This window comes from Pseudoxanthomonas wuyuanensis (genome assembly GCF_900215535.1).
In the GTDB taxonomy this organism is placed as follows: domain Bacteria; phylum Pseudomonadota; class Gammaproteobacteria; order Xanthomonadales; family Xanthomonadaceae; genus Pseudoxanthomonas_A; species Pseudoxanthomonas_A wuyuanensis.
This window is the reverse complement of record NZ_OCND01000005.1, coordinates 172,629-185,561: the sequence shown is the minus strand read 5'-3', so window position 1 is coordinate 185,561 and position 12,933 is coordinate 172,629. Positions and strand designations below refer to the sequence as shown.

Here is a 12,933-nt window from a genome sequence, read left to right as displayed (position 1 = left end):
GGGCCGGTCAGCCCCGGATTATCACCCGGATCGGAGGCGATGCCTGTGGGAGCGCGGGCTGTGGGAGCGGCCTCCCGGCCGCGAGATCTTCCCTTGACCCTGCCACAAAGCCAGAGCTCGCGCCGGGGACGGCGCTCCTACACCGGGCTTTTTGTCCCCTGGCCGAACAGATGCTTGCGCTCTTCCTCGCTCAGCGGCTGGCCGGCATTGGGATTGACCTGCTGTTTCAATGCGTAGGCGCGCCCAGTGGCCGGGCGCGCGGCGATGGCGGCGTGCCAGCGGCGTACCTGGGCATACGGCTGCAGGTCCAGCGGCGCCGCATCGTATGGGTTGACCCACGGGAAAATGGCCATGTCGGCGATGCTGTAGTCATCGCCGGCCACGAACGCCCTGCCTTGCAGCTGCTGATCCAGCACGCCAAGCAGGCGCTGGGCTTCGCGCGTATAGCGGTCGATGGCGTAGGCGATCTTTTCCGGCGCATAGACGTTGAAGTGGCCATACTGCCCGGTCATCGGACCCAGGCCGCCCATCTGCCACATCAGCCACTGGTTCACCGCCACCTTCTGCCGCGTGTCCGCACCGAAGAAGCGGCCGGTCTTGTTGGCCAGGTACAGCAAGATCGCGCCGGATTCGAACACGCCGAGCGGCGCGCCGCCATCGGCCGGCGCGTGATCGACAATGGCCGGCATCTTGTTGTTGGGCGAAATGGCCAGGAATTCCGGCTTGAACTGATCGCCGGCGCCAATATTCACCGGCTTGATCGTGTAGTCCAGGCCGGTTTCCTCCAGCAGCAGCGTGACCTTGTGGCCGTTGGGCGTTGGCCAATAGTGCAGATCGATCATGAGGCGGCTCCTGAGTGGGGATGGCGGGTGCGATGTGCGAGTTTAGCCGCCGGTTCCGCTTGGCAGTGTCATCGCGGGCCGGTACTCTGCCGCATCCTTGGAAAGCAGTGTCCCGCCCATGTCGCAACCTCCTGCCCGTCTCGGTTTTCTGCCCAACCTGATTTTCGCCTCGCGGTGGTTGCAACTGCCGCTGTATCTGGGACTGATCTTCGCCCAGGCGGTGTATGTGTGGCAGTTCGGTGTGGAACTGGTGCATCTGATCCATCAGGTTTTCCTGAACGGCAATGAGGAGGCACAGGCCGCGGCGCTGGCCGAGGGCGGGCCGACCGCCGAAGTCGCGATCATGCTGATCGTGCTGGGCCTGATCGACGTGGTGATGATCTCCAACCTGCTGGTGATGGTGATCGTCGGCGGCTACGAGACCTTCGTTTCGCGGTTGCGCCTGGAAGGCCATCCGGATCAGCCGGAATGGCTGAGCCATGTCAATGCCTCGGTGCTGAAGGTCAAGCTGGCAATGGCGATCATCGGCATCTCCTCCATCCATTTGCTAAAGACGTTCATCGAAGTGGGCGACTTGGGCATGCCGGGCAGCAAGTTCACCGCCCAGGGCGTGATGTGGCAGACCATCATCCATATCGTCTTCATCCTGTCGGCGGTCGGCATTGCCTACACCGACAAGCTGATGACCCAAAGCTCGACCAAGCGCGAACACGCCACGCACTGAAGCTTTCGCAGAGCCGGGCTTGCCTGGCTGCTGTGTCGGCTCCGGCCCGCGGCGGGCCGGGCGAATTCGGCCAAACGCTGCGTTTTCCGGAATGGCATGCGCGGCTGTCGCAGCCGGTGCATCCGCCGCTCCTGTAAAATGCCGCGGTGGATGTCTCTCACCTACTCGATGATCTGAACCCGGCCCAGCGCGAGGCCGTCTCCGCCGCCCCCGGCCACTACCTGGTGCTGGCCGGCGCCGGCTCCGGCAAGACCCGCGTGCTGACCCACCGCATCGCCTGGCTGAACGAGGTCCACGGGGTGCCCACCCACGGCATCCTGGCGGTGACCTTCACCAACAAGGCCGCCGGCGAAATGCGCGCGCGCGCGGATCTGCAGCTGCGCAACGGCAGCCGCGGCATGTGGATAGGCACCTTCCATGGGCTGGCCCATCGCCTGCTGCGGTTGCACTGGCAGGAGGCCAAGCTGCCGGAAAGCTTCCAGGTGCTCGACAGCGACGATCAGCTGCGGCTGATCAAGCGCGTCGTGCAGCAGATGGAGCTGGACGAGGCGCGTTTTCCGCCGCGCCAGATCGCCTGGTGGATCAATGCGCAGAAGGACGAGGGCCGCCGCCCGGCGCATATCCAGCCGGGCGAGGACGTGTGGATGGACACGCTGCGCCGCGCCTACGTGCTGTACCAGGAGCGCTGCGACCGCGCCGGCCTGGTCGATTTCGCCGAGCTGCTGCTGCGCGCGCATGAACTGCTGCGCGATACGCCGGCGCTGCTGGCGCACTACCGCACGCGTTTTCGCGAGATCCTGGTCGACGAATTCCAGGACACCAATGCCATCCAGTACGCGTTCGTGCGGGTGCTGGCCGGCGACTCGGGGCATGTGTTCGTGGTCGGCGACGACGATCAGGCCATCTACGGCTGGCGCGGCGCCAAGGTCGAGAACGTGCAGCGCTTCCTGCAGGACTTCCCCGGCGCCTCGACCATCCGGCTGGAGCAGAACTACCGCTCCAGCGCCAACATCCTCAACGCCGCCAACGGCGTCATCGCGCACAACCCGGGCCGCATCGGCAAGCAACTGTGGACCGATACCGGCGATGGCGATCCGATCGACCTGTACGCGGCCTACAACGAGGTTGACGAGGCACGCTTCGTCATCGAACGCATCCGCCAGTGGGTGCGCGATGGCGGCAGTCTGGCCGATGCGGCCATCCTCTACCGCAGCAACGCGCAGTCGCGCGCGTTCGAGGAAGCGCTGCTGTCCGAACAGGTGCCGTACCGCGTCTACGGCGGCATGCGCTTCTTCGAGCGCGCAGAAATCAAGGACACGCTGGCCTATCTGCGCCTGCTGGCCAACCGCGACGACGATGCGGCGTTCGAACGCGCGGTCAATACGCCCACTCGCGGCATCGGCGATCGCACGATGGACGAAGTGCGCCGCTGCGCGCGCGAGGATGCGGTGCCGCTGTGGGAGGCTGCGCGCCGGCTCAGCGCCGGCAGCGCACTGGCCGGCCGCGCCCGCAATGCGCTGGCGGCGTTCCTGGCGCTGATCGAAGCGCTGTCGGTCGAAACCGCCGAGCTGGAACTCAAGGACAAGATCGATCATGCGCTGATGCGCTCGGGCCTGCGCGATCACTACGAAAAGGAAAGCCGCGGCCAGCTCGATTCGCGCACCGACAACCTGGACGAACTGGTCTCGGTGGCTTCGCGCTTCGTCCGCCGCGACGACGAGGACATGCCGGATGACGGCCGTGAAGGCATGTCCGAACTGGTCGCCTTCCTCGCCTACGCGGCGCTGGAGGCCGGCGAGGGCCAGGCCCAGGCCGGTGAGGACGGCGTGCAGTTGATGACGCTGCATTCGGCCAAGGGCCTGGAGTTCCCGCTGGTGTTCCTGGCCGGTCTGGAGGAAGGCCTGTTCCCCAGCAACCGCTCGCTGGACGAAAGCGGTCGCCTTGAGGAAGAGCGCCGCCTGGCCTATGTCGGCATCACCCGCGCCCGGCAGAAGCTGGTGCTCAGCTATGCCGAGGCCCGCCGGCTGCACGGGCAGGACATGTACGGCATTCCTTCGCGGTTCCTGCGCGAGATTCCTTCCGGCCTGCTGCACGAGGTGCGCCCGCGGGTGCAGGTTTCGCGGGTGGTGCAAAGCTATGCGCCGCGCCGCGATCCCGGCCATGCCGCCATTGAGGCGCCAGGCCTGAAGCTGGGCCAGAACGTGGTCCACGCCAAGTTCGGCCGAGGCGTGGTCACCGACTACGAAGGCGCCGGCGCGCATGCGCGCGTGCAGGTCAATTTCGACGACGAAGGCAGCAAGTGGCTGGTGCTGGCCTACGCCAACCTGCAACTGGCCTGAGCCGGCGCGGCCGGCCATCGGAAACTTGATTCGGATCAACACCGCGGCGGCGGTTCTGGCGTGTAATGACGCCATCGTCCGCCGTTGGAGCACGCCATGTACAAGCGCATCCTGATTGCCGTCGATGGTTCCGAGCTGGCCGCGCGCGGGCTCGAGCAGGGACTGGTGCTGGCGTCGCAACTGCAGGCCGAAGTGGCGGTGGTCACCGTCAGCGAGCCGCAGGTGACCGGCTACGAGGGCGCTCTGGGCTGGGGCGGCGCCTACAACCTGCTACCGGAGTACCAACGCGCCCAGCAGGAAGCCGCCACGCGGGTCCTGGATGCGGCACGCGAGAAGGCCCAGGCGGCAGGCATCGCCGCCGAGGTGGTGCACGTACCGGACCGCTACGCCGCCGATGCCATCATCGAGACCGCCGAAGCCCGCGGCAGCGATCTGATCGTGATGGCCTCGCATGGCCGGCGCGGTCTGGGGCGGCTGGTGCTGGGCAGCCAGACCAGCGAGGTGCTGGCGCGCAGCAGGATTCCGGTGCTGGTGATCCGCTGATCCGCCGGTTTCTCCGTGTCCGGCAGCGCGTGGGACCCCGGGCCCTTCACCAGCCGTAGAGCTTCCAGTACACCGGCGAGACGTCGTTGTTGCCCTTGCTCCTGTCCAGACGGCCGTCGCCGTTCTCGTCGATCAGGTAGTAGGCCGGGCCGCGGACCGGGGTGACCTTGACCATCCGCAGCTGGCCGCCAACCCGGTACTCCTCGATGACGTCGCCGTTCTTCTCGGTGCGCACCGCGACCTGGGCATCGGCCAGGTCCACGCCGGGGTCGACGTCCGCGCCGCCGAACGAAGCGCAACCGGCCAGCGCCAGCAGGCCGGCAAGCAGGGCGATTTCCACAGTCGTGCGCAACATGGCCTGCTCCTGGCAGCATTCGAGGCCCCGATTATGCGCCGAAAGCGGCCATGCGCACATGACGTGCCGCGCGACGGTGCGCGTAGAATCACCGGATGACCCGACTCGTCCTGATTGATGGCTCCAGCTATCTGTTCCGCGCCTTTCACGCGCTGCCGCCACTGACCAACGCCGATGGCGAACCCACCGGGGCGCTGTTCGGCGTGGTCAACATGCTGCGCGCCACGTTGAAGGAAAAACCCGATCACATGGCGTTCGTACTCGACGCCAGCGGCCCGACCTTCCGCGAAGCGCTCTATCCGCAGTACAAGGCCAACCGGCCGCCGATGCCGGAGGAACTGCGCGCGCAGGTCGAGCCGATGATCGCCATCGTGCAGGCGCTGGGGTTCCCGTTGCTGCGGGTGGAAGGGGTCGAGGCCGACGATGTGATCGGCACGCTGGCGCTGCAGGGCGCCGCGCAGGGCATGGAGGTGACCATCTCCACCAGCGACAAGGACTTCGCCCAGCTGGTGCGCCCCGCGGCCTCGAACGGCGGCTCCATCGCGCTGGTCAATACCATGAGCGGCAGCCGGCTGGATTCGGACGCCACGGTGGTGGAGAAGTTCGGCGTGCGCCCGGATCAGATCGTCGACCTGCTGGCGCTGATGGGTGACACCATCGACAACGTGCCCGGCGTGGAGAAGTGCGGGCCCAAGACCGCGGCCAAATGGCTGGGCGAATACGGCACGCTGGATGGCGTCATCGCCGCGGCCGACGGCATCAAGGGCAAGATCGGCGAGAACCTGCGCGCGGCGCTGCCGCGCCTGCCGCTGAACCGCGAACTGGTCACCATCAAGACCGATGTGGCGCTGGACGGCGGCCCGGAGACGCTGGCGCCGCGCGAGCGGCATGTGGAGGCCCTGCGCGAACTGTACCGCCGCTACGGGTTCAACCAGGCGCTGAAGGAGCTGGAAGGCGGCGGCGCCGGCGATGCGCCCGCCGATGCGCGCAGCGATACACTCAGCGTGCGCGGCACCGCAGCCGGTTACGTAAAGTCCTCCGGCGCCGGCGATGAGGCGCCGGATGCGGCGCTGTCGGCGCCCGGCGAGTACGAAACCATCCTGACCCAGGCCCAGCTCGATGACTGGTTGCAACGGCTGCGGCAGGCCGGACGCTTCGCGTTCGACAGCGAAACCGATTCGCTGGACCCGATGCGCGCCAACCTGGTCGGGCTGAGCTTCTGCGTCGCCCCCGGCCAGGCCGCCTATCTGCCGCTGGCGCACGACTATCCCGGGGTGCCGGCGCAGCTGGATCGCGCCGCGGCGCTGGCGGCGCTGAAGCCGCTGCTGGAGGACCCGGCCAAGCCCAAGCTGGGCCAACACGGCAAGTACGACCTGCATGTGCTGTCGCGCCACGGCATCGACGTGCAGGGCTATGCCGACGACACCATGCTGGAAAGCTTCGTGCTCAACTCCACCGCCAGCCGCCACGACATGGATTCGCTGGCGCAGCGCTACCTGGGCTACCAGACCATCAAGTTCGAGCAGGTCGCCGGCAAGGGCGCCAAGCAGATCCTGTTTTCGCAGGTGGCCATCGACGATGCCACCCGCTACGCCGCCGAGGACGCCGACATCACCCTGCGCCTGCACAACGTGCTGTCGCCCCGGCTTGCCGCCGCGCCGACGCTGGAGTCGGTGTATCGCAGCATCGAAATGCCGCTGGTGCCGGTGCTGCAGCGCATCGAGTCCAACGGCGTCAACATCGACATGGACGAACTGCGCCGGCAGAGCGCGGATCTGTCCAAGCGCATGCTGGCCGCGCAGCAGAAGGCCACCGAACTGGCCGGGCGCAGTTTCAATCTGGATTCGCCCAAGCAGTTGCAGGCGCTGCTGTTCGACGAACTGAAGCTGCCGGCCCTGGTCAAGACGCCCAAGGGCCAGCCCAGCACCAACGAGGACGCGCTGGAGGCCATCGCCGACCAGCATGAGCTGCCGCGCATCATCCTGGAGTACCGCGGCCTGGCCAAGCTGCGCAGCACCTACACCGACAAGCTGCCGGAGATGATCAATCCGGCCACTGGCCGCGTGCATACCAGCTACCACCAGTCCGGCGCCGCCACCGGCCGGCTGTCCTCGACCGATCCCAATCTGCAGAACATTCCCATCCGCACCGAGGATGGCCGCCGCATCCGCCGCGCCTTCGTCGCCCCGCCGGGACGCAAACTGGTCGCCTGCGACTACTCGCAGATCGAACTGCGCATCATGGCGCACCTGTCCGAGGACCCGGGCCTGGTGCGCGCGTTCGAGTCCGGCGCCGACATCCACAAGGCCACCGCGGCGGAAGTGTTCGGCCGCAAGATCGAAGAGGTCACCCCCAACGAACGCCGCGCCGCCAAGGCGATCAACTTCGGCCTGATGTATGGCATGAGCGCGTTCGGCCTGGCGCGCAACCTGGGCATCAGCCGCGGCGAGGCGCAGGATTACGTGGCGCTGTATTTCAGCCGCTATCCGGGCGTGCGCGATTTCATGGAGCGGATGCGCCGGGAAGCGCGCGAACGCGGATTCGTGGAAACGCTGTTCGGTCGCCGGCTGTACCTGAACGAGATCAACGCGCGCAACCAGAACCTGCGCGCCGGCGCCGAGCGCGCGGCGATCAACGCGCCCATGCAGGGCACCGCCGCGGACATCATCAAGCGGGCGATGATTGCGGTGGATGCGTGGCTGGCCGATCACCGCGCGCAGGCGCTGATGATCCTGCAGGTGCACGACGAGCTGGTGTTCGAAACCGATGCGGAGTTCGTGCCGACTTTGCTGAAAGAGGCGACAGCGCGGATGTCGGCGGCGGCGCAACTCAGCGTTCCGCTGGTGGTCGACAGCGGGGTGGGCGACAACTGGGATCAGGCGCATTAGCCGGGAAATCCTTGGCAAACACGGACTTGGCCGCGCGCCCCGAAAATCGGTTCAGGATAAATTGTGAACTGCGTAGTTTATTAAAATGAATCGAGTGTAAATATCACGGTTTTTTAACGACAATCTTCACGAACCATCCATGTGGAAAGTGGTCATATAGCTCGCGACAGATGCAAGGTCTGTCGCTGGATCTCTCCCATCCCCTGGAGCGATCTCCCCGGAACGGCGACCCCTCCCCAGGTCCCGTTCCCTGGCCCCGCTGACCTCCCCCTGGTCCGCGGGGCTTTTTATTTGCGCTTTCCGGAACATCGCATGCGCTAACGTGCGCGCAGTCCTTCCGGAGCTCGGCCATGCAACACGCATTCGCGGAAATGTTCGATCTTTCCATGCCGTGGTGGGCGTTCGTGCTGCGCGCTGTCGCGGTGTACTTCATCCTGCTGGCGCTGATCCGGCTGTCGGGCAAACGCACGATGGGTCAGTTCACCGCGTTCGACATGTTGCTGGTGGTGCTGCTGGGCAACGCAGTGCAGAACGCGCTGCTGGGCAGCGACACCTCGATGGCTGGCGGGATGTTGCTGGCGGCCACGCTGATCGCGATGAACTGGCTGGTGGGCCTGGCATCGGCGCGCAGCGCGAAAGTGGAGACCTGGGTAGAAGGCGCGCCGGTGTTGCTGGCGCGCGACGGCCAGGTCTACCGCGACGTGCTGCGTCGGGAGTTGATCAGCAACGAGGATTTCGAGAAGGCGATGCGCGGGGCCGGCTGCCTGGACGTGGCCGACATCCGCCTGGCGGTGCTGGAGAACAACGGCCACATCACCCTGGTCGCGCGCGAAGGGTAGGCCGTCCATGCCGGACCGATGCGAGTCGAGACCAGTTACCTGGCGCGGTGCCGCTGCCGATGTCCGCCATCCGGTCGCGCTGCGGCGCATTCGCCGCCGCCCGGCCGGACGGCCGCCGGGGCGCGGTCGCGACTTGCATCGCTCCTACAAGCGCGCGTGCGAAGTCAGCCCAGCTCGCCCAGCCAGTCGCGCGGGCGCAGGTAGTCGCACAGGCGCTGTTCGGCGCTGCCGTCCTCGGGGGTGTAGCCGTACTCCCAGCGCACCAGCGGCGGCAGGCTCATCAGAATCGATTCGGCGCGGCCGCCGCTCTGCAGGCCGAACAGCGTGCCGCGGTCGTAGACCAGGTTGAACTCGACGTAGCGACCACGCCGGTACAGCTGGAAATCGCGTTCGCGCTGGCCATAGGGCGTGTCCTTGCGGCGTGCGGCGATCGGCAGGTAGGCATCGAGGAAACCGTCGCCGACCGCACGCAGGTAGGCGAAGTCGCGGTCGAAGTCGTCGCACAGATCATCGAAGAACAAGCCGCCGATGCCGCGGGTCTCGTTGCGGTGCTTGAGGAAGAAGTACTCGTCGCACCAGCGCTTGTGCGCGTCGTAGCGCGCCTGTCCGCCGAACGGCTCGCACAGCGCGCGTGCGGTACGGTGCCAGTGCAGCACATCTTCATCGGCCGGGTAGAACGGGGTCAGGTCGAAGCCGCCACCGAACCACCATGCCACCGTCTGGCCGTCGCGCTCGGCGCGGAAGTGGCGCACGTTGGCGTGCGTGGTAGGCAGGTGCGGGTTGCGCGGATGGAACACCAGCGACACGCCAACCGCGCGCCAGGACGCGCCGGCCAGTTCGGGGCGGTGCGCCGAGGCCGAAGGCGGCAGCTTGCTGCCGGAAACATCGGAAAAGCCGATGCCGGCCTGCTCGAACACCGCGCCTTCGCGCAGGATGCGGGTGCGGCCGCCGCCGCGGATCGACGGGCTGCCGCTGGCGCCGTCGGGCGCGCGCGTCCAGGCATCCTCATGGAAGCGCGCCTGGCCGTCGGCGGTTTCGATGGCGGCGCAGATGCGATCCTGCAGATCGGTCAGGTAGTCGCGTACGGGGCTGATGTCGTTCATGGCGCGCATTCTAGAGCAGCACGCCGCCCGGCGATGCGATTGCCGCCGGCCGGTTGCGCCGGATGCCCCGGGCATCGCGATGGCGCAGAAGCTTTCGAACCGAATCAAAGCGGATAGGAACGAACAGGAATCTTGCGAGCACTTCAGCTGCTGTCGCTATGGCAACGCAGCGCAAGCCGCCGGGACAACGGGTTCTGGCTTGCTGGCGCAGCCTTGCCCGTTCCTATCCGCTCCGATCCGGGTCAAAAACTTCCCCGCATCTTTCCGATACTCCGATCCCGCATGAGCAGTCGCCGGCGTCAGCGGACAAACTCGGCGCGGATGGCGGGCGTGCACAGCTTCCAGACGATCCAGCCGTGCAGCGCGGCGAACGCGGTGGCGGTGACCACGCTGGTCGCCAGCGACATCCAGCGCATCTGCAGCAGTTCGGCCTGCATGTCCGGCAGGTCGGCGAACAGCGGCATCGTCTGCAGCCAGTCGAACACATGCACGGTCAGCCAGACGCCGGCGAAGTTCCACAGCGCGCCGAGCACCATGAAGACGATGAAACCCCAGCGCGCCCACTCGTGCCGTTTCAGCAAGCCGATGGCCACTGCCAGGAACAGCGCCGAGCTGGCGGCCAGCGCCCAGCCTATCGTGGGCAGGTTGGCAAGCAGCCAGTCGGCCGCTGGCGGCATGTCCTCGCCGTGAGCCCGCGTCAGCATCTGTTGCAGCCAGCCGCGTCCCATCACCAGCGTGATCAGCGCCGCCTGGAACACGCCGTACAGCGTGCCGGCGATGCCCAGCACGATGGAGATCTTGGCTGCAACCGTCACCAGTTGCGACGGCCGCGGCGGGGCGGGGGGGGTGGGTACGCTCATGTATCGGCTCTCAGAATCATTTCAGGTTGGTTTCGAAAATCTTCAGCACGCGCTTGTATTCGTCCAGCCAGGAATCGGCGCGGCTGAAGCCATGACGTTCCAGCGGATACGAGGCCAGCTCCCAGTTGTCCTTGCGCAGCTCGATCAGCTTCTGCGCCAGCACCACCGAATCCTTGTAGAACACGTTGTCGTCGATCATGCCGTGGGCGATCAGCAGATGGCCCTGCAGACCGTCGGCGTACTCGATCGGTGAAGATTTGCGGAACGCTTCCGGGTCCAGCTCCGGCGTGTTGAGGATGTTGCTGGTGTACTCGTGGTTGTACTGGGTCCAGTCGACCACCGGGCGCAGCGCGGCGCCGGCCTTGAACACGCCCGGCTCGCGGAACAGCGCCATGAAGGTCATGAAGCCGCCGTAGGAACCGCCGTAGATGCCGACGCGGTCGCGATCGCCCTGGCGGTTGTCGACCAACCAGTCCAGCCCGTCCAGGTAGTCCTCCAGTTCCGGGTGACCCATCTGCCGGTAGATCGCGGTGCGCCAGTCGCGGCCGTAGCCTTCGCTGGCGCGGTAGTCCAGATCCAGCACGATGTAGCCGCGTTCGACCAGCAGGTTGTGGAACATCTGTTCGCGGAAGTACGCCGGATAGCGCTGGTGCACGTTCTGCAGGTAGCCGGCGCCGTGCACGAACAGCACCACCGGGTAGCGCTTGCCGGCTTCGGGGTTGCGGGGGCCGTAGTACTTGCCCCAGATGGTGCCGGCGCCGTGTTTGGACGGCACCTGCACGATTTCCGGCTGGATCCACTGGCGCGCCTTGAACGCGGCGCTGCGGGTGTCGGTCAGCGCACGCACGGTGCCGTCCAGGCCGACCACCGACAGCTGCGGCGGCAGGTAGCTTCGCGAGTGGCGGACCAGCAGGCGGCCACCGTCTGGCGACAGGCTGAAATCCTCGACGCCGTCGAGCGCGGTCACCTCGCGGGTGTGGTCGTTGGAAAGGTCCAACTGGCAGACCTCGTAATCGCCCGGCCAGTCGCGATTGCACAGGAAGAAAAAGCCGCGGCCGTCGGCAGCCGGTTCCGGTGCGGAGACTTCCCACTTGCCCGAGGTGCGCTGGCGCGGTTTGCCGCTGCCTTCCTGGGTGTACAGATGGGCATAGCCGGACTGCTCGGACAGCAGCCACAGCGTGCGGTTGTCGGGCAGCCAGCCGAACTCGTTGAAGCCCCAGTTGATCCAGGCCGCATCGGTCAGGCGATGACGCGGCAGCAGTTTCGCGTTGGCCAGATCGACGCCGGCGATCCAGCGGTCCTTGTTGTCCACCGCATGGATCTGCACCGCTACCTGGCTACCGTCGTCGTTCCAGGCGATGGCGTTGTTGCTGCTGTCGTTTTCCAGGCGTACGTCGCGGTTGCCTTTCAGCGCATCCTTGCCGGCGGCCTTGCGCAGCGCGGCCAACGGATCCTCGGCGATGCCGGGCAGGGCATCGAACTTCAGTTCGCGAACAGTGCCGGCGCGGACGTCGGCCAGCCACAGCGTATGCGCCAGCGGCGCATTGCGGCCGACCCGGGTACGTACCTCCTGGAATTCCTCGTAGCCGGATTCGGTCACGTACTTGGGCATCTTGCCGGCCTGGCCGGCATCGGCGCCCTTCTTGCGGGTCACCACCAGCAGCCAGCGGCCATCCGGCGACAGCGAACTGCCTTCGATCTGCACCTCATCGCCCAGATACAGCGGCGCGGGCGCACGGGTGGGGTCGGCCTTGCGCCAGGCTTCGCTCTGCTTCTGCGCGGCCTCGCGCTGGGCGCGGTCCTGGGCCAGCGTAGCGAGGGTGCGCAGCTGCTGTTCGCGCAGCGCGTCGGGTTTGGGATCGGCGGCCGGATCCTTGTCCGCTTTCAGGTTGGCGACCTGGACGGTGCCGGCGGCGGCGGACCAGCGGTACCAGTCGTTGCCGTTGCGCCAGATCACGCCGCCATCGCTGGCGAAACCGGGCTGCGCCTCGGCATCGGCGGTGCGGGTGATCTGGGTCAGCGCGCCGCTGCGCAGATCGCGCAGGAACACATCGCCATTGCGCAGGAACAGCATGCGCTGGCGCTGGCGGTCATAGCGGGGCCGGGCCGAATCCAGCCGGCTGCGTTCCTGATCGCCGACGCGGACGGCGGCGGCGCCATTCAGGGCCTGCTCGAAGGTGTCGCGGATCAGGCTGCCTTCGCGTTTGAGTTCGTACTGCACATGTTGGCCATCCCAGGCCCACCAGGCGCGTTCGACCGGTGGCCCGATCCAGTCCGGGTCGGCCATGACCTGTTCGATGGTGAGCGGCGCGGATGTCTGCGCGGAGGCTGTGCCGGTCGGCAGGACCAGCGGCGCCAGCAGGATCGGCAAGGCGGACAAGAAGGAACGCATCGGGTTTCCGTGATAACCGTGTGAACGCCGAAGATTAACAGCCCGTGC

Annotated in this window: 10 protein-coding genes; 5 read left to right on the top strand and 5 right to left on the bottom strand. The window is 66.9% G+C overall.

Annotated features, from left to right (window positions below):
- Positions 1-137 precede the first annotated feature (137 nt).
- Positions 138-842: a glutathione S-transferase N-terminal domain-containing protein gene (locus CRO39_RS11895; protein WP_097122164.1), complete on the bottom strand. Its 705-nt coding sequence runs from the start codon at positions 840-842 to the stop codon at positions 138-140.
- 118 nt (positions 843-960) lie between these two features.
- On the opposite strand from CRO39_RS11895, the gene CRO39_RS11890 reads away from it, so the two are divergent.
- From CRO39_RS11890 to CRO39_RS11880, 3 genes are all read left to right on the top strand, one after another.
- Positions 961-1,566 carry a TIGR00645 family protein gene (locus CRO39_RS11890; RefSeq protein ID WP_097122163.1) on the top strand — a complete coding sequence of 202 codons (606 nt, stop codon included), beginning with the start codon at positions 961-963 and terminating at the stop codon, positions 1,564-1,566.
- 146 nt (positions 1,567-1,712) lie between these two features.
- Complete coding sequence (uvrD, locus tag CRO39_RS11885) at positions 1,713-3,905, top strand: DNA helicase II (RefSeq protein WP_097122162.1); 2,193 nt, start codon at positions 1,713-1,715, stop codon at positions 3,903-3,905.
- 96 nt (positions 3,906-4,001) lie between these two features.
- Positions 4,002-4,448: a universal stress protein gene (locus tag CRO39_RS11880; protein WP_097122161.1), complete on the top strand. Its 447-nt coding sequence runs from the start codon at positions 4,002-4,004 to the stop codon at positions 4,446-4,448.
- 46 nt (positions 4,449-4,494) lie between these two features.
- On the opposite strand, the gene CRO39_RS11875 is transcribed toward CRO39_RS11880, so the two are convergent.
- A complete protein-coding gene (locus CRO39_RS11875) occupies positions 4,495-4,788 on the bottom strand; it encodes a DUF2782 domain-containing protein (RefSeq protein ID WP_097122298.1) in 294 nt (97 codons plus the stop codon).
- Between the two features lie 110 nt (positions 4,789-4,898).
- Between CRO39_RS11875 and polA the strand changes: the two genes are divergently transcribed.
- Positions 4,899-7,691, top strand: coding sequence for a DNA polymerase I (gene polA, locus CRO39_RS11870; protein WP_097122160.1), 2,793 nt, complete (start codon positions 4,899-4,901; stop codon positions 7,689-7,691).
- Positions 7,692-8,041: 350 nt separating this feature from the next.
- Complete coding sequence (locus tag CRO39_RS11865; protein ID WP_097122159.1) at positions 8,042-8,530, top strand: DUF421 domain-containing protein; 489 nt, start codon at positions 8,042-8,044, stop codon at positions 8,528-8,530.
- Between the two features lie 164 nt (positions 8,531-8,694).
- Here CRO39_RS11865 and hemF read toward each other — a convergent pair whose 3' ends face one another.
- The 3 genes from hemF to CRO39_RS11850 all read right to left on the bottom strand — a co-directional run bounded on the left by hemF (position 8,695) and on the right by CRO39_RS11850 (position 12,885).
- Positions 8,695-9,633: an oxygen-dependent coproporphyrinogen oxidase gene (hemF, locus tag CRO39_RS11860; protein WP_097122297.1), complete on the bottom strand. Its 939-nt coding sequence runs from the start codon at positions 9,631-9,633 to the stop codon at positions 8,695-8,697.
- Positions 9,634-9,932: 299 nt separating this feature from the next.
- A complete protein-coding gene (locus CRO39_RS11855) occupies positions 9,933-10,493 on the bottom strand; it encodes a hypothetical protein (RefSeq protein WP_097122158.1) in 561 nt (186 codons plus the stop codon).
- A 16-nt stretch (positions 10,494-10,509) separates the two neighbouring features.
- Positions 10,510-12,885: a S9 family peptidase gene (locus CRO39_RS11850; protein ID WP_097122157.1), complete on the bottom strand. Its 2,376-nt coding sequence runs from the start codon at positions 12,883-12,885 to the stop codon at positions 10,510-10,512.
- Between the last annotated feature and the right edge of the window lie 48 nt (positions 12,886-12,933).